16 protein-coding genes are annotated in these 15,516 nt (G+C 68.8%); 10 read left to right on the forward strand and 6 right to left on the reverse strand.

The annotated features are described in order from the left end of the window. Positions 1–16: 16 nt before the first annotated feature. From AC1RHV_RS07785 to AC1RHV_RS07805, 5 genes are read left to right on the forward strand one after another with little or no spacing between them, the layout of a single operon-like run. Complete coding sequence (locus AC1RHV_RS07785; protein WP_492300334.1) at positions 17–643, forward strand: PepSY-associated TM helix domain-containing protein; 627 nt, start codon at positions 17–19, stop codon at positions 641–643. A gap of 28 nt (positions 644–671) precedes the next feature. Continuing rightward, positions 672–1,187, forward strand: a complete 516-nt coding sequence (locus AC1RHV_RS07790) for a DUF2271 domain-containing protein (protein WP_054452457.1) — start codon at positions 672–674, stop codon at positions 1,185–1,187. A gap of 20 nt (positions 1,188–1,207) precedes the next feature. Then, on the forward strand, positions 1,208–2,008 hold the full coding sequence (locus AC1RHV_RS07795; protein WP_054452460.1) for a DUF4198 domain-containing protein: 801 nt from the start codon (positions 1,208–1,210) through the stop codon (positions 2,006–2,008). Between the two features lie 14 nt (positions 2,009–2,022). Further along, positions 2,023–3,048 (forward strand): FAD:protein FMN transferase, encoded by a 1,026-nt coding sequence (locus tag AC1RHV_RS07800; RefSeq protein WP_082400854.1) that lies wholly within the window; start codon positions 2,023–2,025, stop codon positions 3,046–3,048. A gap of 4 nt (positions 3,049–3,052) precedes the next feature. Then, complete coding sequence (locus tag AC1RHV_RS07805; protein WP_192328604.1) at positions 3,053–4,423, forward strand: sulfite reductase subunit alpha; 1,371 nt, start codon at positions 3,053–3,055, stop codon at positions 4,421–4,423. A 7-nt stretch (positions 4,424–4,430) separates the two neighbouring features. Here the strand turns inward: AC1RHV_RS07805 and AC1RHV_RS07810 are convergent, their stop codons facing one another. Both AC1RHV_RS07810 and AC1RHV_RS07815 read right to left on the reverse strand, forming a co-directional pair. Beyond that, positions 4,431–5,390: a tripartite tricarboxylate transporter substrate binding protein BugE gene (locus AC1RHV_RS07810; protein ID WP_054452466.1), complete on the reverse strand. Its 960-nt coding sequence runs from the start codon at positions 5,388–5,390 to the stop codon at positions 4,431–4,433. Between the two features lie 32 nt (positions 5,391–5,422). Then, complete coding sequence (locus AC1RHV_RS07815; RefSeq protein ID WP_175164169.1) at positions 5,423–6,907, reverse strand: N-acyl-D-amino-acid deacylase family protein; 1,485 nt, start codon at positions 6,905–6,907, stop codon at positions 5,423–5,425. Positions 6,908–7,033: 126 nt separating this feature from the next. On the opposite strand from AC1RHV_RS07815, the gene AC1RHV_RS07820 reads away from it, so the two are divergent. Further along, positions 7,034–7,999 (forward strand): LysR family transcriptional regulator, encoded by a 966-nt coding sequence (locus AC1RHV_RS07820; RefSeq protein ID WP_054452471.1) that lies wholly within the window; start codon positions 7,034–7,036, stop codon positions 7,997–7,999. Between the two features lie 18 nt (positions 8,000–8,017). Here AC1RHV_RS07820 and AC1RHV_RS07825 read toward each other — a convergent pair whose 3' ends face one another. From AC1RHV_RS07825 to AC1RHV_RS07835, 3 genes are read right to left on the reverse strand one after another with little or no spacing between them, the layout of a single operon-like run. Next, positions 8,018–8,461 carry an SRPBCC family protein gene (locus AC1RHV_RS07825; protein WP_054452474.1) on the reverse strand — a complete coding sequence of 148 codons (444 nt, stop codon included), beginning with the start codon at positions 8,459–8,461 and terminating at the stop codon, positions 8,018–8,020. Positions 8,462–8,517: 56 nt separating this feature from the next. Next, complete coding sequence (locus AC1RHV_RS07830; RefSeq protein WP_175164168.1) at positions 8,518–9,348, reverse strand: phosphoenolpyruvate hydrolase family protein; 831 nt, start codon at positions 9,346–9,348, stop codon at positions 8,518–8,520. 11 nt (positions 9,349–9,359) lie between these two features. Beyond that, positions 9,360–10,571 (reverse strand): Tm-1-like ATP-binding domain-containing protein, encoded by a 1,212-nt coding sequence (locus AC1RHV_RS07835; protein ID WP_054452480.1) that lies wholly within the window; start codon positions 10,569–10,571, stop codon positions 9,360–9,362. A gap of 147 nt (positions 10,572–10,718) precedes the next feature. Here AC1RHV_RS07835 and AC1RHV_RS07840 point away from each other — a divergent pair, with 147 nt between their 5' ends. Then, positions 10,719–11,366, forward strand: coding sequence for a TetR/AcrR family transcriptional regulator (locus tag AC1RHV_RS07840; protein WP_054453648.1), 648 nt, complete (start codon positions 10,719–10,721; stop codon positions 11,364–11,366). A 6-nt stretch (positions 11,367–11,372) separates the two neighbouring features. On the opposite strand, the gene AC1RHV_RS07845 is transcribed toward AC1RHV_RS07840, so the two are convergent. Beyond that, the gene (locus AC1RHV_RS07845) at positions 11,373–12,191 is read right to left on the reverse strand and encodes an IclR family transcriptional regulator domain-containing protein (RefSeq protein ID WP_492300339.1); all 819 of its coding nucleotides are present in this window, start codon (positions 12,189–12,191) and stop codon (positions 11,373–11,375) included. Positions 12,192–12,331: 140 nt separating this feature from the next. On the opposite strand from AC1RHV_RS07845, the gene AC1RHV_RS07850 reads away from it, so the two are divergent. The 3 genes from AC1RHV_RS07850 to AC1RHV_RS07860 all read left to right on the forward strand — a co-directional run bounded on the left by AC1RHV_RS07850 (position 12,332) and on the right by AC1RHV_RS07860 (position 15,494). Then, on the forward strand, positions 12,332–13,909 hold the full coding sequence (locus AC1RHV_RS07850; protein WP_054452483.1) for an alkaline phosphatase family protein: 1,578 nt from the start codon (positions 12,332–12,334) through the stop codon (positions 13,907–13,909). 50 nt (positions 13,910–13,959) lie between these two features. Next, positions 13,960–14,928, forward strand: a complete 969-nt coding sequence (locus AC1RHV_RS07855; RefSeq protein ID WP_175164165.1) for a Bug family tripartite tricarboxylate transporter substrate binding protein — start codon at positions 13,960–13,962, stop codon at positions 14,926–14,928. A 71-nt stretch (positions 14,929–14,999) separates the two neighbouring features. Then, the gene (locus tag AC1RHV_RS07860) at positions 15,000–15,494 is read left to right on the forward strand and encodes a cupin domain-containing protein (protein ID WP_119449283.1); all 495 of its coding nucleotides are present in this window, start codon (positions 15,000–15,002) and stop codon (positions 15,492–15,494) included. Positions 15,495–15,516 lie beyond the last annotated feature (22 nt).

Raw genomic sequence — 15,516 nt, forward strand, 5'->3', positions numbered from 1 at the left:
TTTCACCCTATACCCCATGGACAGTCAACCCACTCCCCGCCGCCGGGCCTATTGGCTCAAGACGCTGCACCAATGGCATTGGATCAGCTCGGCGCTGTGCCTGCTGGGCATGCTGTTGTTCGCGGTGACGGGCCTGACCCTGAACAATGCCTCGCATATCGAGTCCCGGGCGGTCGTGACCAGCCGCGAGGCCCGCATGCCGGACGCCGTGCTGCAGCAACTGTCCCCCGCGCCAGCCCAAAAAAAGGCGCCGCTGCCCGCGCCCGTCGCGCAATGGCTGGACCAGACGCTGGATGCCTCCGCCGCCGGCAAACCGGCCGAGTGGTCGGCCGACGAGGTCTACCTGTCGCTGCCGCGCGCCGGCGGCGACGCCTGGCTGTCCATCGACCTGGCCAGCGGCGACGTGGAATACGAACGCACCGACCGCGGCTGGATCTCGTACCTGAACGACCTGCACAAGGGGCGCAACACCGGCCTGGCCTGGAGCTGGTTCCTGGACATCTTCGCCGTCGCCTGTCTGGTCTTTTCGCTGACCGGACTGGTGCTGCTCAAGATGCACGCTGGCAACCGCAGCGCGACCTGGCCCATGGTCGGTCTGGGCGTGGTGATCCCGGTGGTGCTGGCCCTGCTTTTCATACATTGATTCCAACGATCCGCCCCTGGAGATTTCCATGCGCAAGCTGTTGCTGTCGGCCCTGCTGGCCGGCCTGATCGCCCGAACGGCCCAAGCGGCCGACATCGGCCTGTCCATCGAGATCCCGCGCCTGGACGTGGCGGAGTACCACCGCCCCTACGTCGCGATCTGGATCGAAAACCCGGATCAGAGCGTCGCGAGCGACCTGGCCGTCTGGTACGACGTGGCCAAGAAGAACAACGAAGGCACGGAATGGCTCAAGGACATGCGCCAATGGTGGCGCCGCAGCGGCCGCAACCAGCAGTTCCCGGTGGACGGCGTCAGCGGCGCGACCAAGCCCGTGGGCAAGCATGCGCTGAGCTTTGACGCGGCCAGCAAGCCGCTGTCGGGCCTGAAGCCCGGCCAGTACGCCGTGGTGGTCGAAGCCGCACGCGAAGTCGGCGGCCGCGAGCTGCTGCGCATTCCCTTCCAATGGCCGCCGCAAAAAGCCGAGCAATTGACCGCGCGCGGCGAACACGAACTGGGCGCCATCGCGCTCGACCTGAAACCTTGAGATCCCCTAGGAGCGCAACGATGAAATCCGCCGCCAAACTGGCCGCCGCCCTGGCGCTGTGCCTGCCCTTCGCCTCCCAGGCGCATGACGTCTGGATGGTGCCGTCCTCGACGGTGCTGTCGGGCACCGACAGCTGGGTCACCGTCGACGCCGCCGTCGGCAACGACAAGTTCTATTTCAACCACGCCCCGCTGCGCCTGGACGGCCTGGCCGTGACGGCCCCGGACGGCAGCGCCGCCGAAGCCGAGAACATCAACAAGGGCAAGCTGCGCAGCACCTTCGACCTGCAACTGAAGCAGGCCGGCACCTACCGCGTGGCCGTGGTCAACGACGGCGTGTTCGCGCGCTGGAAGGAAGACGGCAAGAACAAGCGCTACTTCGGCAAGCCCGAAGGCCTGGCGCAGGCCGTTCCGGCCAAGGCCGATGAACTGGAAGTCTCGCAAAGCCTGGGCCGCGTCGAAACCTTCGTGACCGCCGGCAAGCCTTCGGCCGTCAAGCCGGTCGGCCGCGGCCTGGAACTGGCGCCCGTGACCCACCCGAACGACCTGTTCACCGACGAGCCCGCCACCTTCCAGATGCTGCTGGACGGCAAGCCCGCCGCCGAACTGGAAGTCAACGTGGTGCCCGGCGGCAGCCGCTATCGCGACAAGGTCGGCGAAATCCAGCTGAAGACGGACAAGGACGGCAAGTTCTCCGTGAAGTGGCCGCAGCCCGGCCTGTACTGGATCGAGGCCGGCATGGAAGACGCCAAGGTCAGCGTGCCGCAAGCCAAGAAGCGCCGCCTGTCCTACGCGGGCACGGTCGAAGTGCTGCAGCCCTAAGCCGCCGCAGGCGCATGGCCAACTCTCCTTCCTACGCCCAGCGCGGCGCGCCGGCCGCGGCCGTGCGCGTCGCCTATGGCGCCATGCCGGCAATGCCGGCGGCGCCCGCGGCGTTGGCCGGCGCCACCATGGGCACCACCTGGTCGGCGCGCATGGCGCTGCCGGCCGGACGCACGGAAGCCGCGGCGCGCCATGCCATCCAGGCGGCACTGGACGAAGTGGTCGCCCAGATGAGCACCTGGGAAGCGGATTCCGACATCACGCGCTACAACCAGGCCGCGGCCGGCTGGCAGGAATTGCCCGCGGAATTCTTCCATGTGCTGAGCCATGCGCTGGCGCTGGCCGGGGACACTGGCGGCGCGTATGACCCCACGGTAGGACCGCTGGTGAACGCCTGGGGATTCGGACCGCACCAGCGCGCCTTCGAGCCGCCCGCGCCTGCCGCCATCGAGGCGGCGCGCGCGCGCTGCGGCTGGCGCCGCGTGCGGCTCGACACCGAACGCCACGCCGCGCTGCAGCCGGGCGGCGCCTATCTGGATCTTTCCTCCATCGCCAAGGGTTACGGCGTGGACCGCGCCGCGATGGCGCTCGATGCCCTGGGCATCACCCAATACCTGGTCGAAGTGGGCGGCGAATTGCGCGCGCGCGGCAAACGGCCCGACGGCCAGCCCTGGCGCGTCGCGATCGAAGTGCCGGACGCGAGCGACGACCATGCGCTGGCCCTGCCGCTATCCGACCGCAGCATCGCCACCTCGGGCGATTACCGCCGCCACGCGGGCAACGGCGACGAGCGCTACGCCCACACCATCGATCCGCGCACCGGACTGCCGGTGCGCAACAATCTGGCCTCGGTCACCGTGCTGCATTCCGGATGCATGCAGGCCGACGCGCTCGCCACCGCCCTGACCGTGCTGGGCGAAGACGAGGGCCTGGCCTATGCGCGCCGCCACGATCTGGCGGCCTTGTTCATCCTGCGCGAGCGCGACGCCTGGCGCGTCGTCGCCACGCCCGCATTCCAGGCGCTTGCCGCCATAGCCTGACGACATGCCAGCAACCCGGTTGATCGCGGCAGCATGCGTGGTGGGCGCCTGGCTGCTTCTGTGCGTCTGGGCCCGCCGCCGCGCCAAGCGCCATCAGGCGCAGCAGGAGCAGGCCTTGCAGGCCCTGCAGGCGCCCGTCCCTGAAGACACCTTGCTGGTCGCCTATGCCACGCAGACCGGCTATGCCGAATCGCTGGCGGCGCAGACCGCCGAATCCCTGCGCGCGGGCGGCCTCGCCGTGCGCGTGGCCTCGCTGGAACAGTTGGATGCCAAGCGTCTTGCGGCGTATCGCCGCATGCTGTTCGTGGTCAGCACCTATGGCGAAGGCGATCCGCCCGATGCCGCCGCGGCCTTCGCCGAACAGATGCAGCAGACGGCCCCGGCGCTGGCCGGCGCGCATTACGCGGTGCTGGCGCTGGGCGACAGCGAATACGCCCAGTTCTGCGGCTTCGGCCATCGCCTGGACGACTGGCTGCACGCGCAGGGCGCGACGCCGCTGTTCGACCTGGTGGAAGTCGACAACGGCGACCCCGCCGCCCTGCGCCATTGGCAACACCACCTGGGCCTGCTGGCCGGACGCAGCGACCTGCCCGACTGGCAGGCGCCGGTGTACGAATCCTGGCGCCTGGCCGCGCGCGAGCAGCTCAATCCACATAGCCAGGGCGGCCCCTGCTACCTGCTGACGCTGACGCCGCCAGCCGATGGCGTGCGCGGCTGGCAGGCCGGCGACATCGCCGAGATCGGCCCGCGGCGCGAAGCCGGCGGCCCCTTGCTCGCGCATCGCGAATACTCGATCGCATCGCTGCCGGAAGACGGTTCGATCCAGTTGCTGGTGCGCCAGATGCGCGGCGCCGATGGCGCGCTGGGCCTGGGCAGCGGCTGGCTCACCCACATCGCCCAGCCCGGCGACGCGATCGACCTGCGCGTGCGCGTCAACCGCAATTTCCACGCCCCTGCCGACGACCGTCCGCTGCTGCTGGTGGGCAACGGCACCGGCCTGGCCGGCCTGCGCGCGCTGATCAAGGCGCGCCGCGCCGCGGGCCGCCGTCGCAACTGGCTGGTGTTCGGCGAACGCAATGCGGCGCATGACTGGTTCTGCCAGGAAGAGATCGACGCCTGGCGCGCCGACGGCACGCTGGAGCGCGTGGACGCGGTGTTCTCGCGCGACCAGGCCGACCGCCGCTACGTGCAGCACCATCTGCGCGATGAGGCCCAGGCCGTGCGCGCCTGGGCCGATGCCGGCGCCGCGATCTACGTCTGCGGCAGCCTGCAAGGCATGGCCGGCGGCGTGGACGCCGCCCTGCAGGACATACTGGGCGCCGCGCGCCTGCAGGCCATGCAGCGCGACGGCCGCTACCGCCGCGACGTGTACTGAGCTGCGTTTACTGCAGCTTGATATCGGCCTTCTCGATCACTGTCTTCCAGCGGTCGCGCTCGGCGCGGATCTGCTGGCCGAACTCGGCCGGAGTATTGCCCAGCGGGAACGCGCCCGTCTCTTCCATCTTGGCCGCGGTCGCCGGATCGCGCACGGCGCGGGCGAAGGCGTCGGCCAGCTTGTCGCGCACGTCGTCAGGCATGCCGGCAGGTCCCACCACGCCGTACCAGGCCGTCACGTCGTAATCCTTGTAACCCTGCTCCGCGAACGTCGGCACGTCCGGCAGACGCGGGTTGCGCTGGGCGCCGGTGATGGCCAGGGCGCGCAGGTGATTGCTCTTCAGATAGGGCAGCGACGACGGGAAATTGTCGAAGATCACCGGCACCACGCCGCCCACCGTATCGGTCAGCGCGGGCGCCGAACCGCGATAGGAAATGCTGTTCATCTTGCCGCCGATGATCTGCAGGAACCAGATCATGCCCAGGTCGTTCACGCCGCCCGCGCCGGCATTGGCATAGCCGTCCTTGTTGGGATTGGCGCGCACGTGCTCGACGAACTCGGCCAGCGTCTTGGCTGGAAACTGCGGATTCACGCTGAGGATGTTGGGGCTGGTGACCAGGTTGCTGACGGGCGTGAAATCCTTCACCGGATCGTACGCCAGCTTGGGGAACAGGTGCGGCGCGGTGCCGTGCGTGCTGACGGTGGCCAGGCCCACGGTGTAGCCGTCCGGCTTGGCCCGTGCAGTGGCGGTCATGCCTATGGTGCCGGACGCGCCCGTGCGGTTCTCCACGACGATCTGCTGGCCCAGGATCTCGCCCGCCTTGGCGGCCGCAAGCCGGCCCACGATATCGGTCGGGCCGCCCGCAGGGAACGGCACGATCAGCGTGATGGGATGGTCGGGAAAAGCCGCGTGGGCGGCGGGCAGCATGGCGGCCAGCGCCAGGGCTACGCAAGTCTTGCGCATCATGGGTATGTCTCCTGTACGGATGGTTGGAATTCTTATGTGGCCGCGCCGGCGGCGGCTTGCGCCATTGCTTCACGGCGCAGGATCTTGCCGGGGCGGGCCATCCCGGGGCGGGCCATGCCGGCTTCGGCCGGGAAGACCTGCTGGCCGTTGACCAGCACGTGCTCCACGCCCGCGGAAGCCAGCGTCGGCGCCTCCCAGGTGGCGCGGTCCTCGACCGTGTCGGCGTCGAACACGACGATGTCGGCCCAGGCGCCCTCGCTCAGCTGGCCGCGCCCGGCCAGGCCGAACACGCGGGCCGGCAGGGAAGTCATCTTGGCGACCGCGGTCTCCAGCGTCATCAGCTCGGCCTCGCGCACGTAGCGGCCCAGCACGCGCGTAAAGCTGCCCCACAGCCGGGGATGCGGATGGGCGTCGTTGGGCAGGCCGTCCGAGCCCACCATGCAGCATTCGTGCTGGAAGATGCGCTGGACCTCGGCCTCGTCCATGGCGAAGTAGATCGCGCCCGCGGGACACAGCCGCTGCGCCGCGGTGGTCTTGTCGCAGCCCCAGCGCGCCGCAATGTCGCTGAGAAACTGGCCGCCGCATTCGGGATGGGGCGTGGACCAGGTGATGCGTATGTCCTCGATGGTCTCGGCGCGCTCTGGAATCAGGATGGTGGAGCTGCCGGGGTACGGGTAGATGTCCAGCGCCACCTCGACGCCCTCGCCACGCGCGCGGTCGATGTTGGCCAGCGTGGCGCGGCTCTTGCCCCAGTTCTGCGGCATCATGCATTTGTGGTGCGACAGCACGGTGGCGCAACCCGTGTTACGACCAACCGAGAGCACCTCGTCGACGGCCGCCTCGACCTCGTCGCCTTCGTTGCGGATATGGCTGGTATGCATGGCGCCGCGCGCCGCCGCCACCCGCGCAAGCCCCTCCAGTTCAGCGGGACGCGCCGCGCCGCCAGGCTGGTAGGCCAGGCCCGTGCTGAAGCCCACCGCGCCCGCGGCCAGGGCTTCGTCCAGCATGCGCTGCATGCTGTCCTGTTCTTCGGCCGTAGGCTGGGCCGCCGGGTCGCGCATGGCGGCCAGTCGCAGGTTGGCGTGCCCCACCAGGGCCGCCACATTGATCATGGGCTGCTGCGCGCGCAACTCGCCGAAATAGGCCTGCATGTCGGCGAACAGCGGCGTCTCCCCCAGCAGGGCCAGCGCCGCGGCCGTATTGCCCGGCAAGGGCGCCGGGGCGCCGCTCACGCCGCAATTGCCCACCACCACCGAGGTGATGCCCTGGGTGGTCTTCCATTCCAGGCCGGGCCGCTCCACGAACATCAGGTCGTCGTGGCCATGCACATCGATGAAGCCGGGGGCCACGATCTTGCCGCGCGCGTCCACCCGGCGCGTGGCAGTCCTGCCCGACAGGTCGCCGATGGCGGCGATGCGCTCGCCCGCCACGCCCACGTCGGCGCGCCGACGTGGGCCGCCCAGGCCGTCGATGACCCAGCCGCCTTCAATGATCAGATCCAGAGGTTCCTGCCGCATGGTGCTCCCGCCTTGAGGGTGTCGCCGGCGGATACGCCAGGCCAGCGGACGCCGAAAGGGTCTAGTATCGTCGGCCGGATCAATCTGGGAAAATTGTTTTTATTGATCCATCTATCGCTATTTGAAATGAATCGTCTGCCAAAGCACGTCACCCTGAAGCACCTGACCGCCTTCGTCGCGGTGGCCCAGGAATCCAGCTTCACGCACGCGGCCAAGCGCCTCTTCCAGACGCAGTCGTCGGTGACCAGCCTGGTGCGGCAGCTGGAAGACGCGCTCGCCACGCAACTGTTCGCGCGCACCAGCCGGCGCGTGCTGCTGACGGCGGCCGGCGAGGAATTCCTGCCGCGCGTCATGCGGCTGCTGGCGGATTTCGATGGGGTGATAGACGACGTGCAGCGCTATGGCGCGCTGGAGCGCGGTCGGGTCGGGGTGGCGGCAGCGCCCTCTGCCATCACGCAGATCATCGCGCCCGCCGCCGCGGCGTTTTCCGCCCGCTACCCGGCGGTGCGCCTGTATCTCAGCGATGACAACTCCGGCCGCATCCAGCGCAAGGTCGCCGCGCGCGAGGTCGACTTCGGCCTGACCAGCCGCTGGGCCGACGCGCCCGGCCTGCAGTTCGACGCCCTGCTGGAAGATCGTTTCGGCGTGTTGTACCGGGAAGACGACGCCAGCCTGCGCCCCGCGCGCGACGGCACGATGCGCTGGTCGGACCTGGCCGGCCGCAAACTGGTGGGGGTGGTGGACGAGACCGGCATCATGGCGCTGTTGCGCGCCCGCGCCGACCTGCCGATAGAAGCCGGCGCGCCATTCTACGAAGCGTCCAGCACCACCTCGCAGGCGGCGCTGGTCCAGGCCGGCCTGGGCGTGGCGCTACTGCCTGCGCTGGCCGCGCAGCGGGTAATGGAGCCGGGACTGGCCTACGCATTGCTGGCGCGGCCCACTGTCGTGCGCACGGTCTGCATCATCCGGCACAAGGAATACCCCTTGAGCCCCGCCGCGCAGGCGCTGATTCGCGCCATCCACGACTACCTGCGCAGCGCGCCGCTGCCGGCCGGCTGCAAGCGCATGCCGGCCAAGGGTTTGAAAGCCTGAAAGACAGGCTCGGCGCGATCAGGCTCCGCGCAGCTTCTCATCCAGCGCCGCCAGCCCCGCCGCGAACACGTTGCGGCCCACGGCGTTGGCCACGTCGCTCAGCTCCGCGCCCTCGACGCGGAAATCCGCCCACCACTCCACCAGCGTGTGGCCGCCCTCGGTGACGGCATGCAGGGACACGCCGGCGATGTAGTCGCGCATGGGCAGGTCGGTCTCGATGATGGAGTAGCGCAGCGCCGTGCCCGGATCGTCCAGCATCAGCAACTGCTCGCGGACGAAACCGGAAGGCTTGAGCGACAGGTGCCGCACGCTGCCTACGGCGTCATGGCGGCCGCCCTCTTCCAGGCGGCTTTCGGCGATGCCGGGATGCCAGGCGGCCAGGCCGTTGAAGTCGCGGAAACTGGCCCAGACTTTCTGAAGCGGCGCGTGGATGATGGCGCTGACGTGTACGGTATGCGGCATGCGGACTCCTGCGGGCGCGCGGCCCAGGGATGGAGAAAACGTCGGAAGCGACGGAATCAGAACGTCAGGCTCTTGAACTCGCGCGTTGCCGCGGTCAGTGCCTGTTCAGTGGGCAGCCGCTCCATCGAGCTGGCGCCATAGAAGCCATGGCAATGCTTGCACGCGCGCAGCACGTAGGCCGCGTCTTCGGGCGTGGCGATGGGACCGCCGTGGCACAGCACGATGATATCCGGGCGCACCGCCAACGCGGCCGCGGCGATGCGGTCGATGGCCGCCACGCAACCGTCCAGCGTCTGCGCGGTCTCGGCGCCGATCGAGCCGCCGGTCGTCAGGCCCATATGGGCCACGATGATGTCGGCGCCGGCCTTCGTCATGGCGACGGCGTCGTCCTCATTGAACACGTAGGGCGTGGTCAGCATGCCCTTCTTGTGGGCCAGGCGGATCATGTCCACTTCCAGCGCGTAGCCCATGCCGGTCTCTTCCAGGTTGGCGCGGAAGGTGCCGTCGATGAGGCCCACGGTGGGAAAGTTCTGCACGCCGGCAAAGCCCTGGCGCTTGAGGTCGTCCAGGAACACGTCGAAATCGCAGAACGGATCGGTGCCATTGACGCCGGCCAGCACCGGCGTCTTCTTTACCACCGGCAGGACTTCGCGCCCCATGTCCACCACGATCTCGTTGGCGTTGCCATAAGCCAGAAGCCCCGCCAGCGACCCGCGCCCCGCCATGCGGTAGCGGCCCGAGTTATAGATCACGATCAGGTCGATGCCGCCCGCTTCCTCGCACTTGGCCGACAAGCCGGTGCCCGCGCCGCCGCCGACGATGGGCGTGCGCGAGCGCACCATGGCGCGATACTTGTCCAGGAGTTCGTTGCGGTCAAAGCGCGGCATGGCGGCGGTCCTCAGTGTGTAGCGATTTCAAGAAATTGGTCGACCGCGGTCTGGGCGAAGAGCGGGTCGTTGATATGGCACGGCACGCGCACCAGGCGGCGGTCGGCGGTCTGCACCAGATTCGCCTCCAGCGCCGCGTACAGCGCGGCGTCGGCTTCCGGATCCCAGAACGCCTGTCCCGGCGCGTCCAGCGCAGAGACGCCGCCCTCCGGGATCAGGAAGCGCACCGGACCCTGGCATTGATTCAGCCTGGCGGCGATCCACTCGCCCTGGCGGGTGTTTTCTTCCACGGTGGTGCGCATCAGCGTCACCTGCGGATTGTGCGGATAGAACTTGCGGCCGCGGTAGCGTTCCGGAACGGTGTCCATGGCGCCGAAATTCACCATGTCCAGCGCGCCGCAGGAGCCCACGTAAGGCAGTCCGGTGCGGGCCACTGCGCCGAAGCGGTCCTCGGTGCAGGCCAGCACGCCGCCAAACAGGAAGTCGCAGACTTCGGTGGTGGTCAGGTCCAGCACGCCGCCCAGCAGATGGCTGTCCAGCAGCTTTTCCATCGACTGCCCGCCCGTGCCGGTGGCATGGAACACCAGGCAGTCGTAGCGGGACTCCAGCAGCGGCGTCACCTGCTGCACGCAGGCGGTGGTGACGCCGAACATGGTGATGCCCACGGCGGGCCGGCCGTCATCGGCCGTGGCGCTCGCCGCCTGTTTGAAGGCGCCGCCGATCGCGCCGGCGGCATTGGCCAGCACCCGGCGGGAAATGCGGTTCAGGCCCGCGACGTCGGTCACGGAATACATCATGGCGATGTCCGAGGGCCCGACATAGGGCGCGACATTGCCCGAGGCCATCGTCGACACCATCAGCTTGGGCGTGCCGATCGGCAGCGCGCGCATGGCGGGCGTGATCAGCGCGGTGCCGCCCGAGCCGCCCAGGCCCAGCAGCGCGCCTATCCCGGCGTTGCCGGCCGCGTAGCGTTCGAACGCCAGCGCCATGGCCGCGATGGCCGTGCCACGGTCGCCGGTGAAGACCGCGCCGGCGCCGCCCGGATGGCTGGCGGCCACCTCGCTGGCCTGCACCTGTGCCGCGCTGGCGGCGCCGGAAGTGGACACGTCCACCGACACCGGATCCAGTCCGTCCCGGCGCAGCAGGTCCATCACGTACTCAGCCTCTTGGCCCTTGGTGTCATAGGTGGCGGCCACGTAGACCCGCCGATTCGTATGCGTCATGACTCCTCCGCGGGCGGCTACACTCGGTGCGCGCCTCGATATGTGAGGCCGCGAGGCCTGTAGAATCTAGAAATGAGACGAAAGAATCATACTGAGACACCTGTCTCACGTCAAACTCCCGCCCCCTCCGCGGCCGGCACGGCGCGCCTGATCGCGCCGGCCAGTCCGCAAGCCGCCGCCAGCGGCGAACCGCCGCACGGGCCGCGCGCGCGCATGCGCAAGATCCTGCTGGATGCGGCGCAGCGGCTGATGGCCCAGGGCATCACGCCGTCGGTGGCCGAACTGGCCGAACACGCGCAGGTATCGCGCGCCACCGCCTATCGCTACTTTCCCAGCCAGAGCGCGCTGATCGCAGCCGTGGTGGACGAGAGCCTCGGGCCCATCCTGGCCTGGGACTCTGCCGCGCCCGACGCCGCCGACCGCATCGACGAACTGCTGCGCTTCGCCTACCCCCGGCTGGCAGCGCACGAAGCGCCGCTGCGCGCCGCCATCATGGTGTCGCTGCAGCAGCACGCCGAAGCCAGCGCCGGACGCGCCGCAACCGAACCGCGGCTGGTGCGCGGCCATCGCGTCGACATCCTCAGGCGCGCCATCGCGCCGCTGGCGCCCGAGCTGACCCCGGCCCAGCTGGACCGCGTGGCCCAGGCCTTGTCGCTGGTCTATGGGACGGAGGTGTTCCTGGTGTTGAAGGACATCTGGAAACTGGAGCTGGCCGAACTCACGGACGTAGCGCGCTGGACCGCCCGCGCCATCATCGCGCAGGCGCGCGCAGAGGCGAAGGCCGCCAAAGCCTGAACGGCTTCAATCGCGCCGGTTCATCCCGGAGGAGATGGCCCGCGCCGTGCGGCACAGCGGCTCCAGGCACTGCTCCACCATCTGCTCGGCCGTGCGTACGCCCTGGATCCACACGATGTTGACGCAGCCGTAGAGCCGCCCCGGCGCGGCCAGGATAGGCAGGGCGATGGCCTCCAGCCTGTCGTTCTGGTCCTTGCGGGTCTTGTCGTAGTCGCCGCCAAAGCGCTGCTCGCGCAGGCCGTAGCCTTGGCGGCGTGTCTGCTCCAGCATTTTCTCCACGGCGGCGCAATCGTGGGCCAGCGCGTCGCCCTCGCGGCGGCTGCGGCGCAGCGCGGCCAGGATCGAATCGCGCTCTTTGTCGGCGCAGAACGCCAGATACGCGCGCCCCACTGCGGAGCGCAGCATGTTGATCTGGAAGCCGATGTTGTCGCGGCGGATGGTGAAGTACGACTGGCTGCGGTTGGTTTCGCGCACGATCATGGCGGTGCCGCGGCGCACCGTCAGGTCCGACGGCCACAGCACCTGCGCCTGCAGCCGGTCCAGCTCCGGCGCCGCGCACTGGCCCAGCAGATCCAGCACGCGCGCGCGCCGGCTGGGCTCGTTGAGCGAGCTGGCGGGGCAAAAATAGTCGTCCGCGATCCTCCGCCAGATCAGTCCGCGCAGTTGCAGCGTCGCCAGGATGCGCAGCAGCGTGGCCTTGGCGTAGCCGGTGCGCACATGCAGCTCCTGCAGGCTTGCGCCCTGCGTGGCGCGCACCTCGTCCAGCACGATCAGGCCGCGCTCCAGCGCGTCTATGGTCTTTACCTTCGGCGTCCAACGGCTCATTGCGCCCCCTCTTTCAGCACAACCGGAAATTTCACTCAGTGAAACTCTAGCAAAACCTGCTTGAGCCGCCCACCCCCCGCGAAATATCGTGGCGTCTAACGCAAGCCGCGGTGGCTGGCGGAACGGGAAGAGAGGCGGGAATGAGCGGACAGGCTGTACGCAATGTGCTCTGGATCATGTGCGACCAACTGCGCTGGGACTACCTGTCCTGCTATGGGCACCCGCGCCTGCGCACCCCCAATATCGATCGTCTGGCCGCCGAAGGCATGCGTTTCGACAATGCCTTCGTGCAGGGCCCGGTCTGCGGGCCGTCGCGCATGTCCTATTACACCGGCCGCTATGTCACCAGCCACGGTGCGGTGTGGAACTTCGTCCCCATGCCTGTCAGCGAAATGACGCTGGGCGACTACCTGCGCCCCCTGGGCGTGCGCGTGGCGGTGGCGGGCAAGACCCACGTGGAGGCCGACAGGTCCGGCATGCGGCGCCTGGGCATAGATCCGGCAAGCGCCAGCGGCCTGCTGGCCGCGCAAGGCGGCTTCGAGCCCTACGACCGCGACGACGGCATCTGGCCGCCGGGCTTCAGCGACGAATCGCACCACTACACGCAATACCTGCGCAAGCAAGGCTACGACGGCGCCAATCCCTGGCACGACCACGCCAACTCGGCGCTGGGCGCCAACGGCGAGATCCTGTCCGGCTGGAACATGCGCTATGCCGGCCTGCCGGCGCGCGTCGCGCAAGCCGACTCCGAAACGCCCTACATGACGCGGCGCGCGATCGAATTCATGGAGCAAAGCGGCGAGCAACCCTGGGTGCTGCATCTGTCCTACATCAAGCCGCACTGGCCCTATGTCGCACCCGCGCCATACCACGCCATGTACTCGGCCGACGACATGCAACCCGCCAAACGCGCGGCGCGCGAACTCGAAAACGCGCATCCCGTGCTGCAGGGCTTTCGCCAGGCCGAGGTCAGCAGGAACTTTTCCTGCGACCAGGTGCGCGAGACCGTGATACCCACCTACATGGGCCTCATCAAGCAGGTCGACGACCAATTGGGCGTGCTATTCGACTACCTGCGGCGCAGCGGCCGCGACCAGGACACCATGGTCATCTTCTGCAGCGACCATGGCGACTACCTGGGCGACCACTACCTGGGCGAGAAGGAATTGTTTCACGATTGCGTGGCCAAGGTGCCGCTGATCGTGCGCCTGCCCGGCGACGGCGCGCGCCGCGGCGTGGTGGAATCGCGGCTGGTGGAAGCGATCGACCTGGTGCCCACCATCCTGGACGCGCTGGGCGCCGAGATCCCCGACCACATCCTCGAAGGCCGTTCCCTGCTGCCGCTGCTGCGCGGCGAGGAACCCTCCGACTGGCGCCGCGCCGTGTTCTCGGAAAACAACTACGCGTTCCGCGACTTCGTACGCGAACCGCTGGGCCGTCCCGCCGACGGCTGCCACACCATCATGGTGCGCGACCACGATTGGAAGTACGTCCATTTCGAAGGCCTGCGTCCGCAGCTGTTCGATTTGCGCGCCGACCCGGACGAGTACGACGACCTGGGCGCGGATCCCGCGCACGCGTCCGTGCGGGAACGCTACCAGGCCATGCTGTTCGACTGGCTGCGCAACCGCAGGATCCACCCCACCGTCAGCCACGCCGCCATGACGGGATGGACACGCAAGGAGGACTCGGTCGGCATCCATATCGGCAGGTGGTAGCGCAGCGCGCCCGGACCAGGGCGCCTGAAAAAATAAACTCAGGAGACAGCATGAAATCGCAATTACTTGCGCTGGCAGCCTGTATGGCCGCCAGCACGGCGTCGCACGTCCAGGCGCAGGAGGAGTGGCCCACGCGCGCCATCCGCATCGTGGTCGCCTTCCCCGCGGGATCGCCGGGCGACACCGCCGCGCGCATCGTGGCCGACGCCGTGGGGCAGTCGCTCAAGCAGCCGGTCATCGTCGAGAACCGCCCCGGCGCGGGCGGCAACATCGGCGCCGAAGCGGTGGTCCGTGCGCCTGCCGACGGCTACACCTTCCTCGAAGCGCCCGACACCGTCGTCACCATCAACCCCGCCATCTACCGCAAGCTGAATTTCAAGGCCGACGACCTGACGCCGGTGGTCGCGCTGGCGAACTTCAACCAGATGCTGGTGTGCTCGGCCGCCTCGGGCCTGCGCACGCTGGCGCAGCTGGACGCGCAAGCCAAGAAGACGCCCGGCGCCCTCAGCTATGCCTCCGGCGGCCAGGGCGTGCCTGGCCATCTGGCGATGGAGCTCTATCTGTCGGGCGCCGGCCTGGACATCCTGCACGTCCCCTACAAGGGGCCGTCGCCCGCCACGCAGGACGTGCTGGCCGGCCAGGTGCCCTGCGGTTATCTGGCCTCGCCGGTGGTCGCGCCCTACGTTGCGGCCGGCAAGCTCTACGGGCTGGCGGTGTCGGGCAGCGCGCGCTCGGTCCAGGCGCCGGACGTGCCGACCATGCAGCAGGCCGGCGTGGCCGGCTACGACGCCACCTTCCGCGAAATGCTGTTCGCGCCCAAAGGCACGCCGGCCGCCATCGTGCAACGCATGAATGCGGAGGTGGCGCGCGCCCTGGCGCTTCCGGAGGTGAAGCAGAAGCTGCAAGGCAACGACCTCGATCCGCAGCCCGAATCGCCCGACGCCACTGCGCTGCGCTTGCGCGAGGACGCCGCCAAATGGACCGGCGTCATCCGCAAGATCAATCTCAAGGTGGACTGAGACGCCCGCCCCTTTCCCCCGTCCGCGCCCTTTCCGCCGCGCGGGCAGCAGTACCCGACACAGGAGGCACCATGAACACCGCAACACCGACCACCGTCTTCGGCTCGCTCAAGGATTACCGCAAGGGCTCGATCGAGATCACGCAAGGCTCGCCGCGCCATTACGTCTTTTCCAACATTTTCGAGGTGGCCGCGAACTCGGCGCCCTACGAAAAGGTCGTCGTCGGCAAGAACCTGGAATACGTCATCGAAACGCTGCGCGCCGAAGGCGTATCGCCTTGGTACGCCTGCAGCCACGACGAGTTCGCGATCCTGATGGACGGCCAGGCCCAGGTCGAATTCCTGGCGCTGGACCAGCCGCCCCCCGCCGCTGACGGCACGGTGCTGGCGGGGACGGCCCCCGCCGGCAAGCCCATGGGCCGCGTGCTGCTGGGCCGCGGACACCAATGCCTATTGCCCGCCGGCTGCGCCTACCGCTTCACCGCACCGTATCCGGGCGTGCTGCTGATCCAGACCCGCGCCGGCGAATTGTCCGTCGAAAAGTGGGCGGACATCTGCCTGCAGTAAGCCGCCCCCCTTTTTCCTTTTC

Source organism: Achromobacter sp. GW823-FHT04E03, assembly GCF_058796095.1.

What these genes read in the sequence shown, in the direction of transcription:
- AC1RHV_RS07860 (WP_119449283.1), top strand. Translation starts at nt 15,000, where the DNA reads ATGAACACCGCAACACCGACCACCGTCTTCGGCTCGCTCAAGGATTAC.
- AC1RHV_RS07825 (WP_054452474.1), bottom strand. Translation starts at nt 8,461, where the DNA reads ATGCCGCATACCGTACACGTCAGCGCCATCATCCACGCGCCGCTTCAG.
- AC1RHV_RS07810 (WP_054452466.1), bottom strand. Translation starts at nt 5,390, where the DNA reads ATGATGCGCAAGACTTGCGTAGCCCTGGCGCTGGCCGCCATGCTGCCC.
- AC1RHV_RS07795 (WP_054452460.1), top strand. Translation starts at nt 1,208, where the DNA reads ATGAAATCCGCCGCCAAACTGGCCGCCGCCCTGGCGCTGTGCCTGCCC.
- AC1RHV_RS07800 (WP_082400854.1), top strand. Translation starts at nt 2,023, where the DNA reads ATGGCCAACTCTCCTTCCTACGCCCAGCGCGGCGCGCCGGCCGCGGCC.
- AC1RHV_RS07785 (WP_492300334.1), top strand. Translation starts at nt 17, where the DNA reads ATGGACAGTCAACCCACTCCCCGCCGCCGGGCCTATTGGCTCAAGACG.
- AC1RHV_RS07835 (WP_054452480.1), bottom strand. Translation starts at nt 10,571, where the DNA reads ATGACGCATACGAATCGGCGGGTCTACGTGGCCGCCACCTATGACACC.
- AC1RHV_RS07850 (WP_054452483.1), top strand. Translation starts at nt 12,332, where the DNA reads ATGAGCGGACAGGCTGTACGCAATGTGCTCTGGATCATGTGCGACCAA.
- AC1RHV_RS07790 (WP_054452457.1), top strand. Translation starts at nt 672, where the DNA reads ATGCGCAAGCTGTTGCTGTCGGCCCTGCTGGCCGGCCTGATCGCCCGA.
- AC1RHV_RS07815 (WP_175164169.1), bottom strand. Translation starts at nt 6,907, where the DNA reads ATGCGGCAGGAACCTCTGGATCTGATCATTGAAGGCGGCTGGGTCATC.
- AC1RHV_RS07830 (WP_175164168.1), bottom strand. Translation starts at nt 9,348, where the DNA reads ATGCCGCGCTTTGACCGCAACGAACTCCTGGACAAGTATCGCGCCATG.
- AC1RHV_RS07845 (WP_492300339.1), bottom strand. Translation starts at nt 12,191, where the DNA reads ATGAGCCGTTGGACGCCGAAGGTAAAGACCATAGACGCGCTGGAGCGC.
- AC1RHV_RS07855 (WP_175164165.1), top strand. Translation starts at nt 13,960, where the DNA reads ATGAAATCGCAATTACTTGCGCTGGCAGCCTGTATGGCCGCCAGCACG.
- AC1RHV_RS07820 (WP_054452471.1), top strand. Translation starts at nt 7,034, where the DNA reads ATGAATCGTCTGCCAAAGCACGTCACCCTGAAGCACCTGACCGCCTTC.
- AC1RHV_RS07805 (WP_192328604.1), top strand. Translation starts at nt 3,053, where the DNA reads ATGCCAGCAACCCGGTTGATCGCGGCAGCATGCGTGGTGGGCGCCTGG.